Below are 20,326 nucleotides of genomic sequence, written 5' to 3'. Positions count from 1 at the left end.
CTGAGTAACAAAAAAGGACGTGAGCATGAAACAGCGTGTCAGCTATGCCCAGGTGGATGCCGAGATGTCAGCCTCGCTTCCGTATGATGCGCCGTTGGTCCCGGAGCGCGCTAACGCTAAGTCGTTGGCGGCGGTCACTCTCGGCAATGGCCTCGAGATTTACGACTTTGCGGTTTACAGCTTTTTCTCGGTGATCATTGGTCATCTGTTTTTCCCAAGCTCCAACGATTACACCTCATTGTTACTGGCTGTCGGGACCTTTGGGGTTGGCTTTGTGATGCGCCCGCTCGGCAGTATGGTCCTGGGGAGTTATGCCGATAAACATGGGCGTAAATCGGCAATGACGCTGATCCTCGGTCTGATGTCCTTAGGTGTCATGATGGTGGCCTTTGCGCCGACTTATCAGCAGGCGGGGATCATGGCGCCGGTTGTGCTGGTGGCCGGGCGTATGCTTCAGGGTTTCTCTGCCGGTGGGGAAGTTGGGGCGGCGACCTCATGGTTGATGGAAGCGGGGGATAAATCTCGCCGTGGTGCACGCGTCAGTTGGCAGATGACCAGCCAGGGTGGGGCGGCTCTTTTTGGTGCGGCAATGGGCGCGGGATTAAGCCACGTCCTGAGTGAGCAACAGCTCTATGACTGGGGCTGGCGTATACCGTTTATTGTTGGCCTCGCGATTATGCCGATTGGTTTGTACATCCGCCGCCAGCTTGCTGAAACGCATACTGTGGCGCCAACCGTTAGCGCAGAAAGCCCGACTCTCACATTATGGCGCGAACATCGCCGCGCTTTGTTACTGGGCATTTTGCTGGTGATGAAAGGCACCACGACCTTTTACATCATCATCTACTACATGCCTGCTTATATGGTTAACACGCTGCATATGCCTGCCAGTACGTCGTGGTGGGTGAGTTTGACGGCGGCGGCATTAACGCTGGTGGTGCCTTTCTTTGGCGGCAAACTGGCGGATAAATTACCGCGCCGTAAACCGATCTTGATCGCCTGTGCATTAGGATCATTTGCCCTCATCTGGCCGATCTTCGCCACCATTCTGCACGGTGCGCCGCTCGGCATTACCCTGGCGCTGATCGCCGTGGATCAGATCCTCGCCAATATCAGTTCCGCCGCCTTTTTCTTGTTGATCCTCGAAGCCTTCCCAAAAGCGGTTCGTGCTTCTGGTATGGCTATGGTTTATGCCATTGGTGTCACGCTATTTGGTGGTTTCGCACAATTGATCGTGACGTGGCTGCTAAAAGTCACCGGGCAACCCATGGCCCCAGCCTGGTATTTGATGTTCTGTGCCGTGGTGACATTCGGCGCATTGCTGGCCTGGCATGAACGCAAAACTTTCTGTGATGAATAAAAAGGAATAACCCTATGCTGATTAAAGAAATTCTCGACCACGAAGAAGAGATGATTGCTATCCGCCGTGATTTCCATCAACACCCGGAATTAGGTTTTGAGGAGTTCCGCACCAGCGATCGCATCGCCCAATTGCTGACGGGTTGGGGCTACGAGGTGCATCGTGGCCTGGGCGGAACAGGCGTGGTAGGGACGTTAAAAGTTGGGAAGGGCGGTAAGCGTTTGGGGATCCGTGCCGATATGGACGCACTGCCGATGCAGGAACAAACCGGGCTGCCGTGGGCGAGCGTGAATGAGGGGAAAATGCATGCCTGTGGGCACGATGGACACTGCGCGATTTTGTTATCAGCGGCACGTTATATGGCAGAGCACCGCCCGTTCAACGGCACGCTGCACCTGATTTTCCAGCCGTCAGAAGAGTCTATCGGTGGTGCAAAGCGCATGATTGATGACGGTTTATTCAAGCTGTTCCCATGCGATGCGGTGTTTGGCTTGCACAATTTTCCGCTGCTTCCTGCCGGGGAAATCGCCACCAAACCAGGCGCACTAATGGCCTCGTCAGACAGCATGACGATTACACTCGAAGGCAAAGGCGGGCACGGATCGATGCCAGAGCATTGTATTGATCCTACCGTTGCTGGGGCCTCGATCGTGATGGCGCTACAAACGATAGTCTCGCGCAATGTGGATCCGCAGGATTCGGCGGTGGTCACCGTAGGGAGCCTGCAAAGCGGCACCACACATAACATTATCCCGCACAGTGCGGTGCTTAAACTGAATATGCGTACCTTTAAATCAGAAGTACGCGATGCGGTAAAACAGCGCATTGATAAATTGGTGCACGCTCAGGCGGAAAGCTTCGGAGTGAAGGCGTCAATCGCGGTGGATTTTGGCTACCCGGTCACGGTGAATGATCCTCAACAAACCGAGTTTGCTTTGCAGGTCGCGCGTGACGTATTTGGATCCGATAAAGTTGCCGATCCTGCGCAGGTGAAAAGTGCGATGGGCAGCGAAGACTTCTCGTTTATGTTGGAGGAAGTTCCTGGCTGTTATCTGTGGCTTGGCACAGCGACGGGCAAAAATGACTATTCAGTTCATCATCCTTTATATCAATTTAACGATGCCTGTATTTCGGGTGGCGCGACGTATTGGGTCAAATTGACTGAGTCATTCTTACGCTGAATTATCGCCCTCGCCCCGCTTCAGGCGTGGTGAGGACGCTCTTTCACTGGCGTTAAATTACGACTTTCTGCTGACGGATAATCACGGTGTATTTTCTACACTCAGAGAAAACGTCTGCAGAGGTTAAACATGTCCTGGCAACCTTTTCTCACCGTGATCTCAGGATCGGTGCCTGCGGATCTTGCCATTAAACATACCTCTTACAGCGATATCAGTGACAACTGGCCGATGAAGGATCAGGTGTCAGAGCAGATTGATGATATCAACCAACAGCTGGTCAACGATCCTTCTCTCGAAGCCCCGGAAATCATTCTGGGTAACCAGGGAATGCGGCGAATACGGTGCCGGAACAAACTCTCAGAACTTGCCTTTCACAACCGACCTGCACTGGAGGAGTGGCGCTGCCAGCTGGTTCCCACGGCGTTGGCTCTGTGGGCGGTACAACACCCTCTTGCCGAACGCCTGATAAGCGGTGGAGAAATGGACCTCAACAGCCGGCCCTGGTTTATTCACGCCAATGATGCGCGTGGGATTCGCTCGCGCGCCAAAGTGATGGCCGCCATTGCGGATATCCACCTCAACACACGTGTGTCAGGAAACTGGATTAGCCTCGCCTGTGGTGCGGCGGTTCCCGTGTTGAAGACGTTGCGCGGGGCAAAATTAAAAGCGCAGAAATTCACTTTGTTGCTTATCGATCACGATAGGCAGTCGCTCAAATTTGCCCGGGGACTGGCGACACAATACGGGCTGGTGGAAGGGCACCATTTTCAGCTGCTGATGCGCAATTTGTTCGACCGGATGATTGTCAGTGACAAGCTGGTTCAGGAGCTGGGCGAGCAGTCAGCGGAGCTGGTCGATGGGTTGGGGATTTTCGAATATTTTTCGCAATCGGAAGCGGTGAATTTTCTTCGCCACGCGTTGCGTCTGGTAAAACCCGGCGGGGTGCTGATTATTTCTAATATGCTAAAAACCAGCCCACAAATTGATTTCGCCTTGCGTTGTGTTGGGTGGACGACGATTTATCCACGAACGCTTTTTGAGTTGAGAGATATTATTCTGGCTGCGGGAATTGGTTTGCAAAATGTCACCGTGACGTTGCCCAGTGATGGGGTATATGCGGTGATGGAAATTAACGTGGTGCCATGAAAGAGTTAAAACCCGCCCCGGTGTTGCGGGGCAGGAAAAATATTATGACAGGTAATTCACGCCCTGCTTCAGGACAAAATCACACGCCTGAGTTTTCACTTTTTCAGCCAGCGGTGAGCTGCCGATAGTGGCCAGGTTCAGTTGCTGCCCCTTACCGGTATTCAGCAGGCCCATTAAGCCCTCGGTGTAATCCTGTGGCTGGGTCTGTTTTGTACCGCTATCAAGACCAAGCTTATCCATCAGCTGATTTTTGATGTTGTCCGGGTTGGTCGCGGACACCAGCTTGTTCTTCATGCAGTACTGCAAAATACCTGCAGCGTTAGTCATGCTGTCTGAACTCAGGGCTTTAGTGCCGCCGCCGAGCAGGCTTGTCAGTGACGTAACAGAGTTACCCGTGGTCCCGGCGCTGCTGGTGGTGGCGGTTTTGCTCAACTCTGTGGCCGCGCTGGACAGTTGATCCTGCCAGCTTGCTGCTAAGGCCTGGCCTGTGAATACGGATGTTGCCAGTGCGATAGCACATAGAACCTGATTGCTTGCTTTCATCTATTTATACTCTTATCGATAACCCTGCATCGCAGGAGAATTTTCGTCGAGTATACCGCTTTCTCTGGGCCCATCGAGGTTCAGAGATTTCTTAAAGCACCCGGATAATACGATTTTTATGGCCCGATATAGCGCAGCACAACTTTTACCGCCATTTCGCGGTAATGCGTGTTGCTATCAAGCAGCTCCGTTCCCTCTTCAAAGAAGTTTGAGAAGGTGTAGCTGTTCGCCACATGGTAGAAGCTAAAGCTGCTGATCAGGCGGTGCACATCTTTGGCGGTGACCAGCTGATTAAACAGCTGCTTTTGCTGGCCGCGTGAAAGCACATCTTGCAAGAGTTCGAGCGCGCTGCGGTTAATTTCACGCAGGTAGGCTGACTCTTTTACAAAGCGCCCGCGTTGCATGTTCTCCATGCAGATGATGCGAATAAAATCCGGGTGAGTGGCGTGGAAATCAAATGTCCATTCCACCAATTCAACCATCGCTTCGACGGGCGGTTGGTCTGAGAGATTCAGCTTACGCTCGCAACTGCGGATCTGGGTATACACATACTCAAGCACCTGAACGTAAAGCAACTCTTTGCTTTTGAAGTGGTAAACCACCATGCGTTTTGTGGTGTTCGCCTTTTCGGCAATTTGCTCCATGCGTGCGCCGTTAAGGCCAAATTCAGCGAACAAACTGATGGCGCTGAAGAAAATCTTTTCTTTCAGGCTGGCGTCATCAAAACGCTCAGGAAGATAAATTTCGTGGGTTTCCACGCAAGACTCCTTAATGTCATCCGACCGCGGGTACCGCCCAGGCCAGATGACATTAAAACAAGTTTGCGCGGGCAAAGCACGGTTGAGTTAGCGAAGCCCTGAAACGCATCACACTCGCGGGCGTTTACGGTATAACCACAGGCCGGGAATTGATAAGCCAATCGATAATGCGCCCACGATAAATGACGCTTTCAGGAAGTTCGTGAGCAGCTGAATCATGAGCTCTTCGGTGTAACCAAAATGGCTGAGCTTGACGGCAGAAATCATGGCGGTGTAGGCGGAAATGCCGGGGAACATGGGAATCACTGCGGCCACGGTGAATACTTTCGGGTGCGCAAGATACCAGCGCGACCACTGTATTCCGATGCTGCCCACCAGTATCGAGGCGATAAACGTACTCCACTCGATATTAACCCCCGCAGTCATCATCGCCATTCTCGAGCCGTGGCCAATCGCACCAAGTAACGCACAGTAAGGCAAAGCGCGTTGCGGGACGTTAAACACCAGCGCAAAGCCTGCAGCGGGAATGGCTGCCAGCGCCATGTCTTGTAGCAGCGCCAGTATAAAGTCGATTACTCCCATCCGCGCAGCTCCCATAATGACATCGCCATAACCACACCAATACAGGTCGCAAGTGTCAGCAGGCTGGCCATGGCCCATCGTGCCAGCCCGGTATTGACATGGCCTTTGAACATATCGGCCACGGCGTTAATCAGCGGGAAGCCTGGTACCAGAAGCAGCACGCTTGCGGCCATCGCAATATTTGATGTCGCGGCAAACGGGCCTTTGGCGATGAGTAACCCGGAAATTGTGGTGGCGACAAACGCGGTAATACAGAAGTTAATTTGCGGGTGTAAATGGCGCGAAGTGAGCACCAGGCGAACGTACATCGCCACAGAACTGGCCAGAAATGCCACGAAGGCACCGTCCCAGCCGCCTTTATTCAGCTTACAAAAGCAGCCGCAGGACAGCCCAACCATCAACACCACTAACCAACGCGGGTAGCGTAGCGGTTTAATGTGCTCGAAGCGTTTTAAAACATCATGACTATCCAGAAGCTTATGTTCAGCCATGATCACAATGTGTTGGACTTCCGTTACCACGTGCATGTTGATGCCACGGTCGATATTTTTGCGGGTGGTCGTGAGGCACTGATTGTCTTTTATTGTGCTCAGTACGATGGCGTTCGCTGAAATTGAGCTTTCAACGCTATCCATACCCAGCGCAATTCCCAGACGACTGGAAAGCTCTTCGACCAGTGCGCTTTCAGCTCCGTGTTGCAGTAAAAAAAGACCACATTGGATACACAAACGGGTGACATCACGTTGGGTGTTTACTTCTGTCTGCATGCCAGGCCTATAAAAATGGAAGGCGAGCGTAATCGCTCAAATTTTAACATTCCCCATTATTAACATAGACCGCTACCTGAGCTCAGGCGCTCCAGATCAACATTTGGCGAGATAACCGATTTCGCACGCTTTTTCGGCGAAATATGAACTCGTCCACACTCCGCAGATGACTTTCGAAAAGTGCACGTTTTAGACGGAATTTGGCCTTCTTTTTCGCTCTATGGGTGATAAAAATGCATGAGTCAGCATTTTATTAAACATAAAAATAACATTTATATAACCGAGCGTACCCTATGAAAACTCAGGTCGTTATTATTGGTGCAGGCCCATCAGGTTTGCTGTTGGGGCAATTGTTGCATAACGCAGGTATTCGCAATGTGGTGCTTGAAAGGCAATCACCCGAGCATGTTCTAGGCCGCATTCGTGCGGGCATTCTGGAAAATGGCACCGTAGATTTATTACGTGAGGCTGGCGTCAGCAAAAGAATGGATGACGAAGGGCTGGTACATGAAGGGGTTGAGTTTCTGGTCGATGGTAAGCGTATCGCTGTACCGCTCAAAGAACTGACGGGTGGAAAGACCGTGATGGTGTACGGTCAGACAGAAGTCACCCGTGATTTGATGGAGGCGCGCAGGCAAACGGATGCTATCTCTATGTACGGCGTGAGAAATGTGCAATTGTTTGATGTTAAAAGTGATTCGCCCTATGTCACCTTTGACAAGCAGGGGGAAACTTATCGCATAGATTGCGATTACATTGCAGGGTGTGACGGTTTCCATGGCGTTTCACGTAAAGCTATTCCTGCGCAGATAACCCGTGAATACGAACGTGTTTATCCATTCGGTTGGCTGGGCCTGCTGGCGGACACGCCACCGGTGAATCACGAATTAATCTATGCCCATCATGAGCGGGGGTTTGTTTTGTGTAGTCAGCGCTCACTAACCCGAAGCCGCTACTATTTGCAGGTACCGCTTACTGATAGCGTGGAAGCCTGGTCTGATGAACGCTTCTGGGGTGAGCTTAAACAGCGCTTACCGCAGGCGTTAGCTGATAAGTTAGTGACTGGTCACTCACTTGAGAAAAGTATCGCGCCTTTGCGCAGTTTTGTGGTTGAACCTATGCAATATGGCAACCTTTTCCTGGTGGGCGACGCCGCTCATATTGTACCGCCGACGGGGGCGAAGGGGTTAAATCTTGCGGCGTCGGATGTGAACTATCTCTATCGGATTTTGAGCAAGGTTTATCATGAAGGGCGAACCGATTTACTGGAAACTTATTCGCCAATGGCGCTGCGACGAGTGTGGAAAGGTGAACGTTTTAGCTGGTTTATGACGAATCTTCTGCACGATTTCGAAGGGATGGATGCGTTTGACCGTAAGATGCAGCAGGCCGATCGTGACTACTATCTGGCATCACGTGCGGGTTTGACGACCATTGCCGAAAATTATGTCGGGTTGCCTTTCGAATCCGTTGAATAACCTATACTTTCGGCATTGGATTTGATCATCACCAATGAGGATGTCATGACCCCGAACACCAGTATTCCGGTATTCAAACTTTATGGTGAAAGCCGGAACTGGCCTGCATCTGATTTGCTGCATTGCGAGTCTATCCATAGCCGCAGCAGTCTTTATCAGTGGCATATTCGTACCCATCAGCATGCGGATTTGGTTCAACTGCTCTATTTGCGCAAGGGGCAGGTGGAAATAGACATTGAAGGCGTGAAGCATCAGGTCGGGCATGCCTGTATTCAGATAGTGCCTGCGTTATGCGTGCATGGTTTTAAATTTTCACCCGGTGCGCAGGGCTATTCCCTGTCATTTTCTGCACCTTTAATCGCCCAGTTTGAACAGCAATTTGGCCGCCCTTTGCAAGTGCTGACTCAGGCGAGGTGCGTGCCGGTGAAAAGTTCTGGCCGGCAAATAAGTACGTTATTTAGCACCTTACAAAGTGAGTATGAGGGGCAAGGTGAAGCGCGGGATATGATGCTGCATTCACTGATAAGCGCACTGCTTGTCTGGCTCAACCGCCAGTGTGCTCCGGCCCCGAGCGGCAGTTCACGCGTTGAGCGCAAACGTTCTGTGATGCATCAATTTAACCAGTTGGTCGAAAGGCATTATCGGGAGCAGTTGCCGGTGACGTACTACGCCTGCGAGGTAGGGTTATCGAGCGTGCATCTGAATAACCTGTGCCATGAGTTTTATGGCTACAGCGCACTTAATGTTTTGCACCAGCGGGTGTTGCTCGAAGCCAAACGCAGTTTGCTCTACACCAGCATGACAATTAGTCAAATCTCTGATTATCTTGGTTTTAGTGATGCGACCTATTTTTCACGTTTTTTCCGTCGCTACGCCAACACCACGCCAAAAGATTTTCGTCACCATCCTATGCGTGAGCTGCAGGGTAGTTAATTATATTTAAAATTACTATTTATATATACTAATGTTTTGTTGTTTTAAATGACGTTAGATCTGTTGTTTATATTTAAATAAAACATCATCATTAATATTACGTTCTATGTTTATTTTTGGTGTGGGTCTATTATCATTCCTAATCTCAGTGTTTATACATTCATAAAGGGAATGATATGAAAAATACTATCACTGCGAAATATTTATTGAACCGGATAATGGTCGTTATACCTTGTGTGCTAACCGCGCAGGGCGTTGTGTGCCAGCTCAAAGCTTCAGCGGAATTGAAGGGATCAGGTGATATCGCCAATGGAGTGAATGTTATCAATAGCGTTAATGAAGCATTTGCAGAAGTTGTGAAAGTGCCTGATGCTATTGTTATTTTAAATATCAGTAAATCCTCAAGCCAGTTATCCAATGAAATTGCATTTATTAACTGGTGCCAAACCGTTCAGCCCCGAACGGTCATTGTTGCTTATGTGCAAAACCATGAACTAAGTATCATTAATTATATTTCAGCCTTAGGTGTGCGGGTCATTATTTCTCAGTATGAAACTGCATCAATATTTACCGACTTGATAATAAAGTCATTTTCGGCAACGACGATGTTATATAGCCCGATTATTAAAAACATCCTGTCATCGCGAGTTTCTGCTGAACTGACGGCATGTGAGGTTCAGGTATTAGGGCAATTATTTTTAGGCAACAACGTAAGCCAGGTGGCTCAGAGGCTGGGGCGCGATATCCGAACCGTGAGTGCACATAAAAGACATGCGATGGAAAAGCTGGGCTTGCGCTGCGAGAAAGATCTCTATGTGTTGGGTTGTGCATTATCAGGGAAGTAGCTGTTCCATAAGGAGATAAAGATGTCGAAACGCGAAGGAAAAATATTTCTGCACAATCCCTTTTGCCGTGCGCTGGTTATCAGTAAACGGCCATTAATGCGTGAAGGTTTGCAGTATGTGATGGCAAAAGAATCAGCGTGCTCTTCACTGGTTATGCTGGAGGATTATTCCGCGCTTAGCCCGGAAATACTGGAACAGGTTGATGTGGTTGTGCTTGAGTTGGACAGCTCCTTGCAGGAGATCTTCAATGAATACGGCCCGATTAACCATCTTCAAACTCAATATCGCCACATACACTGGATTTTTATTTTACCTGTGCAACTGGTCAATATTGCGATTGAACGGTTGCTGACAGCTAAAACCTCATTGCTGTCGTTACATGAACCGATGAGCAGCATTATCGAACACATTTTCAATCGTAGTGGTGGAGTCGATAAAATTAGCCAGCTCCTTTTGCAGGAGAAGGCGGCCCAGGCTCCCATAACGGAGGCGGCCAAAACGAACTTAACGTTTTCCGAACGTCGCGTTTTACGGCTGATTAGCAAAGGTTGGCAAATCGCCCAAATTGCGACGCTACTCGAGAAAAACTATAAAACCGTTAGTGCGCAGAAAAGCAGTGCCATGCGTCGGTTGTCGATTAAAACGGATGCTGAAATGTATGCGTGGATGATCAGTGAAAGTGGCATGCAGGAGCTGAACTTTCCGCCGTATAGCCAGGGAATATGAAATGAAAGGGGATGACTGAGGGATTTAAAATCTCCTCAGCCACCTGATTACTGGCAAACGTCGACCCAGTGCGCAGCGGTGAGCTCAGCCAGGCGCTCAGGGGAAATACGCACCGCGCTGTGAATTGATCCGGCGGCCGGCAGTACTTCTGCATATTGTTTCAGTGAAATATCGCAGTAAACCGTTAACGGGTTTTCAAGGCCAAACGGGCAAACACCGCCCACCGGGTGACCGGTCCAGATAACGACTTCATCGCAACTGAGCATGCGGGCTTTTGCCCCTAAAGCCGTTTTGAGCTTTTTATTATCCAGGCGTGCGTCACCTTTCGCGACAACCAGCACGACCTCGTCTTTCACTTTCAACGACAATGTCTTGGCAATTTGCCCTGGTTCAACGTGATGGGCAACGGCCGCTAAAGCAACGGTTGCCGTGCTTTGAGTTAATTCAATGATGTCGATATCGGGGGCGTTTTCGGCAAAGAATTGCCGGACAGACTGCAGGCTCATGCTTTTCTCCCATTTTTGGTAGCAAATAATTTGGCATAAGCATGTGCTATATGTAAACCAGAGAACTTTGATTTATCTGTCCCGAATGTCATCAGGTATTGCTGTGAGATGAAATACCTAAAGAAGTTAAAGTTTCAGTGATTTCTCGATCTTCTTCACAATCACTGCAACCGGTTTCAGTAACCGGTTGCAGTGCATGAATTAGCAATGAATACTGAATCGGTCATACACCTGTACCCAATAATAAGAGCAGCCTATGAAACATATTTTTTTATGCTGTGCCACTGATGCCCCTGGCAGTGCTGTAGTGATTAAAGCTTTAACTAAAAAGGTCCCGGTTACGGGAATCAACTCTATAAATTATGGATTGTTACGCGGCGAAACTGTCACCGCTAATACATCCGCGTTGATAGCCTGACAGGAGCTACGCTATGTCTACCAATCATGCCGCTTTTAATCTGATTTTTCGTTTTGTAGAAAATTATGTTAGCCCGGTCGCCGGTCGAATCTCTTCACAGCGCCATGTTATGGCGATTCGTGATGGGTTCATCTCTGCGATGCCATTTATGATTGTCGGTTCGTTCTTACTGGTTTTTGCTTATCCACCCTTCTCGCCAACCACCACCTGGGGGTTTGCTCGCGCATGGCTGGATATGGCGAAACAGTTTGAGGGGCAAATTCTAACGCCGTTTGATATGACGATGGGCATCATGTCTATCTACATTTGTGCGGCCATTGCCTACAACCTCGGCAAACACTATGTAAAGTCGCACGCACTGGACCCGTTCATGTGCGCGATGCTTTCGCTGATGGCATTCTTGCTGGTGGCCGCGCCTAAGACCAAAGGCGTGATGCCAATGGATAGCCTTGGTGGCACGGGGATCTTTACCGCGATCCTGGTCGCGATTTACTGTGTCGAAATGATGCGTTTCCTGAAGACGCATAATATCGGGATCAAATTGCCGGATCAGGTTCCACCGATGATCAAAAACTCCTTTGATCTTTTGATTCCTGTTCTGGTGGTGGTCTTAACGCTTTATCCGCTGAGTTTGCTGATTCAATCGCAGTTCGACATGTTGATCCCACAGGCGATTATGTCGGTGTTTAAACCGCTCGTCTCCGCCGCGGATTCATTGCCTGCGATTCTGCTGGCGGTGCTGATTGGCCACCTGCTGTGGTTTGCAGGGATCCACGGTGCGGCAATCATTTCTGGCATGCTGCAAATGTTCTGGCTGACCAACCTGGGGATGAACCAGAGTGCTTTGGCGCAAGGTGCACCACTGCCACACATCTTTATGGAAGCGTTCTGGACGTTCTTTATCGTGATAGGTGGTTCGGGTGCAACGATGGGGCTGGTGATTTGCTATCTGCGCAGTAAATCGGCTCACCTGCGGTCTATTGGGCGACTGAGCGTGGTGCCTAGCTTCTTTAACATCAACGAACCGGTGATTTTCGGTACACCAATCGTGATGAACCCGGTGTTCTTTATTCCGTTCTTGTTGGCACCAATGGTGAACGCCGTGCTGGCATGGGGCGCGATGAAGATGGATTTGATTGGTCGCGTAATTTCGGTTGTCCCATGGACTGCACCAGCACCAATTGGTGCGGCGTGGGCGCTGGGCTGGGATTTCCGGGCGGCAATACTGGTCATTCTGCTGGCGGTTGTTTCCGCTATCATCTATTTCCCGTTCTTCAAAGTGTACGAGAAGCAGTTGCTGGAGCAAGAAGCGGAAGAAGCGCAGAAAGCCTCTGGTGAAGCGAGCCAGGAAGCTGCGTGATAATAAATGGCTGATTCGAGTTGCAACCAACGTAAATGCAGCTTGAAGTATGAAGGGACTAAACGGTGGGGAAACCCACCGTTGACTATTTAAGGGTACAATCACCGCAACGCTGCACATCTGGCAGCTTATAACGCTGGCAGCAGGTGCGACGCACCAACAAGCCTTCGCGTGGGATCACGGTGCGGTAAAGAGGGTTGTCCTGCCCGTTGCGTAGGTTTTTCTCAAAGAAACAGCCCTGGCGCAACTCCGCTATCGTTGGTTCATCAAGCCATTCTCTCAGCTCGCCAAAAAACCAGTTCAGCAGATACCCGGTATTGCTCCAGATGAGTTTGCCATTAATTTCACCGCTGCTTTCCAGCGCATCAACGACGGGCATCAGCCCTTTGGTGATGAGCTTTTCAAGGCGCAAAGATATCGGCATGGTTGTTGCGACTCTGTCTTCCTGAACATCCAACCAGAAAGTTGCCGCCCTGCCAGTTTCATGAAACTCCACCTGGATATGCTGCGGGTCGATATCCAGCGCGCGCGTTTGCGTGATCAGCGCCATGACCAATGGCGGAACCAGTAAACCAAGATACCACTGTGCCCAGAGGGATTTGAGCGGCTTACCTTCACGGTCAAGCTTGGGTTGGTTGCGATAAATATGGTCGCTATAACAGGCAAGAAGAGAGGTTAATGTCGCGGGCTGTGCCCACTGGTATAGCGTCAGGCTGGTTGCGGGAGCGGGTTCATTAAGCTTGATGATGTCATTGAACCACGGCTTATGTGCAGTGAAATGCGTGCGCAGCTCATCCGCAAACGTCGTCTGCGCGTTCGCAAATGGCGGTAGCCATCCAAAATCGTCATTAAGCTGTGAAGAATGAAGCGCCATCTGCAAACAAGACCACTAATACAAATGATAATGATTGCCAATCCTATCTATAGATAAAGCCTTTCGCAAGGCGAATCTGTGAGCAAAGCGGGAAGGGAAAATTAAGCGGCTGTTTTAGCTCAGGTTGCTAAGTGCATTTCGCTTGCCAGAATACTGTTACGGCCCTGGCGTTTAGCGCGATAAAGGGCGCTGTCAGCCTTGAGTAGAGCATCTTCAATATCTTGCTGCTCAAGCGGGGCGATACCAATACTGACGGTCACGTTTGTGGCGACATCTTCGGTAAACATATGCGGGATTTTTAAATCGTACACGCGCTGGCGGATACGTTCAGCCGTTTGCAGGGCGCGCTCGGCATCAATATCAGTCAATAGCACCATAAATTCTTCACCACCGTAACGCGTAACGACATCCCGTGAACGAACGGCATCACGAATCACCGCGGAAACATGTGTCAGCGCCTGGTCGCCCATGCTGTGTCCGTAGTTATCGTTGTAGGCTTTAAAGTGATCGATATCCAGCAACAATACGTAATGCTTCCCGTTGCCCAGCGCCAGAATGGTATCCAGACGATTGCGGAAACCCCGGCGGTTATATAAACCTGTTAATGGATCTAACATGCTCAAATCATTAAGAGTTTCTTTTTCTTCGAGTAATTTATCCATTAAGCGGCGGGTAAAATTGTCGTTACGCTGCTGAATGATATGTTGAATGGTGATGCCAATACCCGGCAGGACAATGGAGTACAAGACTCGTGGCCAGTTAGCACCTTGGTCAAGCCATAATATCATCACGGTTGCTGGTAAGCAGGAGGCTATAAACGCTTGTATATTATTAATAAAAGAGATTGAACCAATAAATAATATCGCCAATAAAGCAATAATTAGAAAATTAAGGTCCTTAATTGGCATGACGCTAACTTTTATATAGATATGCCAGGCCCAGAGCATTCCAATAGTTAACGATATCGCATTAATATTGATAAGCTTTTTTTTGTTAATGAATTGCCAGGCCAGGCACAGCAGACTCACCACCAGTACCAGAATGATAGGCAGCGTAAAGTGTCGCGTGTTGGCTGATGGAGACACCATACTAAATCCCGCGGAAAAAGCGTTTAGTAATAAAAATAAACGCAACGAGAGTTGATGTTTCCCTTTGTGTAAAGCGCGCCAGGTGGTTGCTGTCATATCAAAATAGTTCTTTCTACTCATGCACAACATTATGTTGTTGAATATTAATGTAAAAATACACAGAGGGGATAATTACCTAATGTAATTATATTGTTGTTAATCATATCGTTAATATCGCGGCTCAATCTATCACCTTAGGGAAAATATGTCATCTGGTGATGAGAAAAGCTGAACATTTCTAATGTAATGAGAAGGGGAGTCTGGCACTGACAAACGAGAAATAATATCATATGATATTGGTTATCATTACCAATTGATAGGATAGCGAGAATGTTACAACGGCAGTTAGAAAGCGCGTGGGCTGTGCTAATACCAGGGGGAATTGTCGCTGCGCTATTGTATCTGGATCTTTCTTTTAGCCAGTGGCGCGTATTGATAGTACTCGGTTTATTGGCAACCACAGCAATGCTGTACCATAAAAGGTTACGTCATTTTGTGCTGTTACCATCATGCGTTGCGTTTGCCAGTGGGCTTGCGCTGGTGATGATGAATTTGGGAAGTATGAAATAAAGGAGTTAAGCAGGGGGGATATTGAGAACAACAGACATTTAAAAATTGGTGCGAAGAGAGGGACTTGAACCCTCACGCCCGTTAGAGCACTAACACCTGAAGCTAGCGCGTCTACCAATTCCGCCACCTTCGCACAGTTTTTAAACTATCTTTTCAAACTTAAATCTTTGATATCGCCTTCGCATTGGTGCGAAGAGAGGGACTTGAACCCTCACGTCCGTAAGAACACTAACACCTGAAGCTAGCGCGTCTACCAATTCCGCCACCTTCGCGCAGTGCGAACGATATCTTGCGTGGTTAATGGTGCGAAGAGAGGGACTTGAACCCTCACGTCCGTAAGAACACTAACACCTGAAGCTAGCGCGTCTACCAATTCCGCCACCTTCGCATACCCACAACACCGAAGTATTGTAACCACGGAGGCGCATTCTAGATGTTTTCTGCGCGTCGTCAACAGTTAATTTGGTGCCGCTTTTCTAATCGCTGGAAAAAGCGGCACTGCATTGTATTAACGCTTCTTCACGCCACGCACAACAACTGAGCGATAAACTTTGAAACGGCCCGTCTGCGCGATCACTTCGTGGTTACCGAAGGTCTCATCCAGCACGTCCGGATACGCAAGGAAGGCGTTGGCTACAATACGCAATTCACCGCCCATATTCAGGTGGCGAACCGCACCACGAATCAGCTGGTGAGCTGCATCGAGGCTGGTTTGTAAGCCATCATGGAACGGTGGGTTAGAGATAATCATGTCAAAACGGCCATTCACTTCGGAATAGACGTTACTGGCAATCACTTCGCCTTCAATCTCGTTTGCAGCAAGTGTTGCACGGCTTGCTGCAACGGCAGGCGCTGAAACATCACATAAAGTCAGACGGACTTTTGGAGAATGTTTTGCCAGCGATACAGCCAACACACCCGCACCACAACCTACATCCAGTACTTTGCCTCGGGTATGCGGTTTCAGCGTGGAGAGCAGCAGTTTACTGCCGGTATCCAGGCCGTCACGGCTAAACACGCCAGGCAGCGTTTTCACGGTCAGGCTTTCGTGTTGGTATTCATCCCACCAGGAATTTTCATCAAACTGCGGCTGTTTTTCCAGACGACCGTGATAGAAACCACAACGACGTGCGCTATCGATTTTATTCAGCGGGCTGAATTCGGCGAGCATCTGCTCAGCACTACGCACACCACTGCGGTTCTCACCGACGACAAAAATATCGCTGCCAACAGGCATCAACGACAGAATGTTCATCAACTGGAACTGAGCTTCTGGCTTATTCTTCGGCCAGTAATAGATCAGAGTATTGCAGTCGCCAATGCTACTGGCGTCAGCCACCAGGCCGTATTGTGCATCTTCGCCCATCTGAGCGTTCAATACCTGCCAGTGGTGAAATTGTTGGGTATGAACGCGACTTACTGCCGTTTCGAAACGGGCTGGCAGGTCGTCTTGTAAGTCACCGGCAAACAGCACGCGGCTTTCGGTAAAATCATCGCTATGGCGCAGCAGCACTTCACTTGCCGGGGTTAACGCAGTCATCAAATTACTCCTGGGAAATCAGAACGGGGATTATACACTTCTTACTCAAAGTTGCAGCGGCGTTGACTGCACTCTTATTCGGCCCATTCGTAGGTCTCGCCCCTCACAGGTGCCTCTCAGATGAATTTGCCTGGAAAGAGCTTTAATGGCGCATATTCGATGAATTTGCTATATTTGCGCCCCAATTGGCACTCTCACCAGGTTTCGCTATGCCCCATATACCTTTGCGACGTGACTGGTTGTTACAACAACTGGGAATAACCCAGTGGGAGCTGCGACGCCCGGCCGCGTTGCAGGGCGAAATTGCAGTCTCACTGCATGCAAACACTAAATTATTGATGATTGCCGAAGACCTTCCGGACTTAAGCGATCCGCTCGTTAAAGATGTTTTGCGTAGCCTGAATCTGGATGCCCAGCAGGTCATGCAACTGACACCTGAGCGAGCCGCGATGCTGCCAGGTGACAGCCGGTGTAATAGCTGGCGGTTAGGAGTGAGTGAAGCTCTCCCTATTCCTGGCGCACAGTTAGAGACTCCCAAATTAAACGAGCTTTATCACAATGGCGCCGCTCGACAGGCGCTGTGGCAGCAAATTTGCGAATATGAAAACGATTTCTTCCCTCAGCACCAGTGACTTGAGTCTGGCTTATGCCATCGAACAGCGCAGCCATGCTTTCCCATGGAGTGAAAAAACCTTCGCCAGTAATGAAGGTGAACGCTATCTCAATTTGCGTCTCGACGTAGACGGCAAAATGGCGGCGTTTGCGGTGACACAAGTCGTGTTGGATGAGGCGACGCTGTTTAATATTGCGGTCGATCCCGATTTTCAACGTCAGGGATTAGGTCGCCAGTTGCTGGAGCATTTGATCAGCGAACTGGAAAAGCGCGATGTGTTTACCCTGTGGCTTGAAGTGCGCGCCTCGAACACGGCTGCGATTGCACTTTATGAAAGCCTGGGATTTAACGAGGCGACCATTCGCCGTAACTACTACCCGGCTAAAGAGGGTCGCGAAGATGCCATCATCATGGCATTACCGTTAGGCTAATTTGAAAAAGGTGTGTTGATGAACTGGGACTGGATTTTATTTGATGCTGACGAAACGTTATTTACCTTTGACGCGTTCGGCGGCTTGCAGCGGATGTTTCTCGATTATAGCGTGACGTTTACCGCTGAAGACTTCCAGGATTACCAGGCAATTAACAAGCCTTTATGGGTCGATTACCAGAACGGTGCCATTAGCGCTCTTCAGTTACAGCATCAGCGTTTTGAGGGCTGGTCCGAAAGGTTATCAGTGCCCGCGGGTGACTTAAACGCTGCATTCCTCAATGCCATGGCCGAAATTTGTGTGCCGTTGCCAGGGGCTGTTTCGCTGCTTAATGCGTTAAAAGGTAAAGTAAAAATAGGTATTATCACCAACGGTTTTACTGCCTTGCAGCAAATTCGTCTGGAGCGTACTGGTTTGCGCGATTATTTCGATTTGCTGGTGATTTCCGAGCAGGTTGGCGTCGCGAAACCCGATCGTAAGATTTTTGATTATACCTTTGAGCAAATGGGTTATCCGCCACGCGATCGCGTCATGATGGTGGGTGATACCGCAGAATCAGATATTTTGGGTGGTATGAACGCAGGAATTGCCACCTGCTGGCTCAACGCCCACGGACGAAGCTTGCCAGAAGGCATCACGCCGACCTGGGAAGTGGCCTCACTAAGTGAACTGGAGCGATTGTTGTGTAATTCATAATTGCATCAACCCTTGGGTACAACGCCGATTGTTAAACCTGACCTGATAGGTAAAATAGCCGTCAGGTAACGTTCATTTGCCGCGCAGTTACGTCTGGGCGGAATACACAGAAGATTTCATTATGACTTTGTCTCCTTTTTTGCAAGAAGTGGGGAAACGCCGCACTTTTGCGATCATTTCTCACCCCGATGCCGGTAAAACGACCATCACTGAAAAAGTGCTGCTGTTCGGACAGGCCATTCAGACCGCCGGTACGGTAAAAGGGCGTGGCTCCAGCCAGCATGCTAAATCTGACTGGATGGAAATGGAAAAGCAGCGTGGTATCTCGATTACCACATCTGTCATGCAATTCCCGTATCACGACTGCCTGGTCAACCTGCTCGATACCCCAGGGCACGAAGACTTCTCCGAAGATACTTATCGTACTCTGACCGCGGTTGACTGCTGTTTGATGGTTATCGATGCCGCGAAAGGTGTAGAAGATCGTACGCGTAAACTGATGGAAGTCACTCGTCTGCGCGATACGCCGATCCTCACCTTTATGAACAAACTTGACCGCGATATCCGCGACCCAATGGAAGTGATGGATGAAGTTGAACGTGAGCTGAAAATCGCCTGTTCACCTATCACCTGGCCAATCGGTTGTGGCAAGTTGTTCAAAGGTGTTTATCACCTTTATAAAGACGAAACTTATCTTTATCAGACTGGTAAAGGTCACACCATTCAGGAAGTGCGCATTGTTAAAGGGTTAGATAACCCGGATCTTGACGCTGCTGTTGGTGAAGATCTGGCAGCGCAACTGCGTGATGAGCTGGAGCTGGTTCAGGGCGCTTCCCACGAATTTGACCGTGAGCTGTTCCTTGAAGGTGAGCTGACACCTGTCTTCTTCGGTACTGCATTGGGCAACTTTGGTGTTGACCACATGCTTGATGGCCTGGTTGATTGGGCACCTGCTCCAATGCCGCGTAAAACTGATACGCGTGAAGTGGAAGCGCAGGAAGATAAATTCACCGGCTTTGTATTTAAGATTCAGGCCAACATGGACCCGAAACACCGTGACCGCGTTGCTTTTATGCGTGTGGTTTCCGGTAAGTACGAAAAAGGCATGAAGCTGCGCCAGGTTCGTACCGGTAAAGACGTGGTGATTTCTGACGCGCTGACCTTTATGGCGGGCGACCGTTCGCACGTTGAAGAAGCGTATCCGGGCGATATCATCGGCCTGCACAACCACGGCACCATTCAGATTGGTGATACCTTCACTCAGGGCGAAATGATGAAGTTCACCGGTATTCCGAACTTCGCACCGGAACTGTTCCGTCGCATTCGCCTGCGTGATCCGCTGAAACAGAAACAGCTGCTGAAAGGTCTGGTACAGCTTTCTGAAGAGGGCGCAGTCCAGGTATTCCGTCCAATCGCTAACAACGATCTGATTGTGGGCGCGGTTGGTGTGCTCCAGTTTGACGTGGTGGTTGCGCGTCTGAAGAGTGAATACAACGTTGAAGCGATTTACGAATCGGTCAACGTCTCAACGGCGCGTTGGGTTGAAAGCACAGACGTGAAGAAGTTTGAAGAATTCAAACGGAAAAACGAAATGCAACTGGCGCTTGATGGCGGCGATAACCTTGCTTATATCGCTCCAACGATGGTCAACCTGAACCTGACACAAGACCGTTACCCGGAAGTGACCTTCCGTAAAACCCGCGAGCATTAATCGTCTCTCAGGGCGCGGCAGCCGTCGCGTCCTGCTACTTTTCCCGTCTTATTAATCCCTTACGGAATGTTCTTAATTTCCCGCATTTCCCTCATGTTCACCCACTTTCGCCATGCAATTCCGTGATTGTTGTCTATATTTAACAAACCAATGACAAATTG

At 49.6% G+C, this 20,326-nt stretch carries 21 protein-coding genes and 3 tRNA genes; 13 read left to right on the top strand and 11 right to left on the bottom strand.

Going from position 1 to position 20,326, the window contains the following annotated elements; genetic code table 11:
- The first annotated feature begins 25 nt into the window (after positions 1 to 25).
- The 3 genes from M975_RS16075 (at position 26) to M975_RS16065 (ending at position 3,687) form a co-directional block, all read left to right on the top strand.
- Positions 26 to 1,360, top strand: a complete 1,335-nt coding sequence (locus M975_RS16075; RefSeq protein WP_064560926.1) for an MFS transporter — start codon at positions 26 to 28, stop codon at positions 1,358 to 1,360.
- Positions 1,361 to 1,374: 14 nt separating this feature from the next.
- On the top strand, positions 1,375 to 2,541 hold the full coding sequence (locus M975_RS16070; protein WP_064560925.1) for a M20 aminoacylase family protein: 1,167 nt from the start codon (positions 1,375 to 1,377) through the stop codon (positions 2,539 to 2,541).
- 129 nt (positions 2,542 to 2,670) lie between these two features.
- Positions 2,671 to 3,687, top strand: a complete 1,017-nt coding sequence (locus tag M975_RS16065; protein ID WP_064560924.1) for a class I SAM-dependent methyltransferase — start codon at positions 2,671 to 2,673, stop codon at positions 3,685 to 3,687.
- Positions 3,688 to 3,729: 42 nt separating this feature from the next.
- Here the strand turns inward: M975_RS16065 and M975_RS16060 are convergent, their stop codons facing one another.
- The 4 genes from M975_RS16060 to M975_RS16045 all read right to left on the bottom strand — a co-directional run bounded on the left by M975_RS16060 (position 3,730) and on the right by M975_RS16045 (position 6,337).
- Entirely contained in the window at positions 3,730 to 4,230 is a 501-nt protein-coding gene (locus tag M975_RS16060) for a YjjA family protein (RefSeq protein WP_064560923.1), read from the bottom strand.
- Between the two features lie 116 nt (positions 4,231 to 4,346).
- Positions 4,347 to 4,988, bottom strand: coding sequence for a TetR/AcrR family transcriptional regulator (locus tag M975_RS16055; RefSeq protein ID WP_064560922.1), 642 nt, complete (start codon positions 4,986 to 4,988; stop codon positions 4,347 to 4,349).
- Positions 4,989 to 5,096: 108 nt separating this feature from the next.
- The gene (locus M975_RS16050; protein ID WP_064560921.1) at positions 5,097 to 5,570 is read right to left on the bottom strand and encodes a threonine/serine exporter; all 474 of its coding nucleotides are present in this window, start codon (positions 5,568 to 5,570) and stop codon (positions 5,097 to 5,099) included.
- Entirely contained in the window at positions 5,561 to 6,337 is a 777-nt protein-coding gene (locus M975_RS16045) for a threonine/serine exporter family protein (RefSeq protein WP_064560920.1), read from the bottom strand. The genes M975_RS16050 and M975_RS16045 overlap by 10 nt, the downstream gene beginning before the upstream one ends.
- A gap of 293 nt (positions 6,338 to 6,630) precedes the next feature.
- On the opposite strand from M975_RS16045, the gene pobA reads away from it, so the two are divergent.
- The 4 genes from pobA (at position 6,631) to M975_RS16025 (ending at position 10,319) form a co-directional block, all read left to right on the top strand.
- Entirely contained in the window at positions 6,631 to 7,815 is a 1,185-nt protein-coding gene (gene pobA / locus M975_RS16040) for a 4-hydroxybenzoate 3-monooxygenase (RefSeq protein WP_064560919.1), read from the top strand.
- Positions 7,816 to 7,860: 45 nt separating this feature from the next.
- Positions 7,861 to 8,748, top strand: coding sequence for a helix-turn-helix domain-containing protein (locus M975_RS16035; protein WP_064560918.1), 888 nt, complete (start codon positions 7,861 to 7,863; stop codon positions 8,746 to 8,748).
- 176 nt (positions 8,749 to 8,924) lie between these two features.
- Entirely contained in the window at positions 8,925 to 9,593 is a 669-nt protein-coding gene (locus M975_RS16030) for a helix-turn-helix transcriptional regulator (protein WP_064560917.1), read from the top strand.
- A 21-nt stretch (positions 9,594 to 9,614) separates the two neighbouring features.
- A complete protein-coding gene (locus M975_RS16025; protein ID WP_064560916.1) occupies positions 9,615 to 10,319 on the top strand; it encodes a helix-turn-helix transcriptional regulator in 705 nt (234 codons plus the stop codon).
- A 47-nt stretch (positions 10,320 to 10,366) separates the two neighbouring features.
- On the opposite strand, the gene M975_RS16020 is transcribed toward M975_RS16025, so the two are convergent.
- Positions 10,367 to 10,825 (bottom strand): YbaK/EbsC family protein, encoded by a 459-nt coding sequence (locus M975_RS16020; RefSeq protein WP_064560915.1) that lies wholly within the window; start codon positions 10,823 to 10,825, stop codon positions 10,367 to 10,369.
- A 431-nt stretch (positions 10,826 to 11,256) separates the two neighbouring features.
- On the opposite strand from M975_RS16020, the gene M975_RS16015 reads away from it, so the two are divergent.
- Positions 11,257 to 12,603, top strand: a complete 1,347-nt coding sequence (locus M975_RS16015) for a PTS sugar transporter subunit IIC (RefSeq protein WP_064560914.1) — start codon at positions 11,257 to 11,259, stop codon at positions 12,601 to 12,603.
- A gap of 85 nt (positions 12,604 to 12,688) precedes the next feature.
- On the opposite strand, the gene fhuF is transcribed toward M975_RS16015, so the two are convergent.
- Both fhuF and M975_RS16005 read right to left on the bottom strand, forming a co-directional pair.
- Complete coding sequence (gene fhuF, locus M975_RS16010) at positions 12,689 to 13,477, bottom strand: siderophore-iron reductase FhuF (protein ID WP_064560913.1); 789 nt, start codon at positions 13,475 to 13,477, stop codon at positions 12,689 to 12,691.
- A 119-nt stretch (positions 13,478 to 13,596) separates the two neighbouring features.
- Entirely contained in the window at positions 13,597 to 14,661 is a 1,065-nt protein-coding gene (locus M975_RS16005; protein ID WP_064560912.1) for a GGDEF domain-containing protein, read from the bottom strand.
- Between the two features lie 273 nt (positions 14,662 to 14,934).
- Here M975_RS16005 and M975_RS16000 point away from each other — a divergent pair, with 273 nt between their 5' ends.
- On the top strand, positions 14,935 to 15,174 hold the full coding sequence (locus M975_RS16000; protein WP_064560911.1) for a DUF1435 domain-containing protein: 240 nt from the start codon (positions 14,935 to 14,937) through the stop codon (positions 15,172 to 15,174).
- A 46-nt stretch (positions 15,175 to 15,220) separates the two neighbouring features.
- Here M975_RS16000 and M975_RS15995 read toward each other — a convergent pair.
- The 4 genes from M975_RS15995 to rsmC all read right to left on the bottom strand — a co-directional run bounded on the left by M975_RS15995 (position 15,221) and on the right by rsmC (position 16,714).
- Positions 15,221 to 15,307 (bottom strand) — tRNA-Leu (locus M975_RS15995).
- 52 nt (positions 15,308 to 15,359) lie between these two features.
- Positions 15,360 to 15,446: transfer RNA gene (locus M975_RS15990), tRNA-Leu, on the bottom strand.
- A 29-nt stretch (positions 15,447 to 15,475) separates the two neighbouring features.
- Positions 15,476 to 15,562 (bottom strand) — tRNA-Leu (locus M975_RS15985).
- Positions 15,563 to 15,682: 120 nt separating this feature from the next.
- Positions 15,683 to 16,714: a 16S rRNA (guanine(1207)-N(2))-methyltransferase RsmC gene (gene rsmC / locus M975_RS15980; RefSeq protein WP_064560910.1), complete on the bottom strand. Its 1,032-nt coding sequence runs from the start codon at positions 16,712 to 16,714 to the stop codon at positions 15,683 to 15,685.
- A 209-nt stretch (positions 16,715 to 16,923) separates the two neighbouring features.
- On the opposite strand from rsmC, the gene M975_RS15975 reads away from it, so the two are divergent.
- From M975_RS15975 to prfC, 4 genes are all read left to right on the top strand, one after another.
- Positions 16,924 to 17,346, top strand: coding sequence for a DNA polymerase III subunit psi (locus M975_RS15975; RefSeq protein ID WP_064560909.1), 423 nt, complete (start codon positions 16,924 to 16,926; stop codon positions 17,344 to 17,346).
- Entirely contained in the window at positions 17,315 to 17,758 is a 444-nt protein-coding gene (gene rimI / locus M975_RS15970; RefSeq protein ID WP_064560908.1) for a ribosomal protein S18-alanine N-acetyltransferase, read from the top strand. The genes M975_RS15975 and rimI overlap by 32 nt, the downstream gene beginning before the upstream one ends.
- An 18-nt stretch (positions 17,759 to 17,776) precedes the next feature.
- Positions 17,777 to 18,454, top strand: coding sequence for a pyrimidine 5'-nucleotidase (yjjG, locus tag M975_RS15965; RefSeq protein WP_064560907.1), 678 nt, complete (start codon positions 17,777 to 17,779; stop codon positions 18,452 to 18,454).
- Positions 18,455 to 18,575: 121 nt separating this feature from the next.
- On the top strand, positions 18,576 to 20,165 hold the full coding sequence (gene prfC / locus M975_RS15960) for a peptide chain release factor 3 (RefSeq protein ID WP_064561080.1): 1,590 nt from the start codon (positions 18,576 to 18,578) through the stop codon (positions 20,163 to 20,165).
- Positions 20,166 to 20,326: the final 161 nt, after the last annotated feature.

Origin of the sequence: Buttiauxella brennerae ATCC 51605, assembly GCF_001654925.1 — a bacterium.
Lineage (GTDB): Bacteria > Pseudomonadota > Gammaproteobacteria > Enterobacterales > Enterobacteriaceae > Buttiauxella > Buttiauxella brennerae.
Note: the sequence above shows the minus strand (reverse complement) of the source record. Positions and strands in the feature narration are given on the sequence as shown.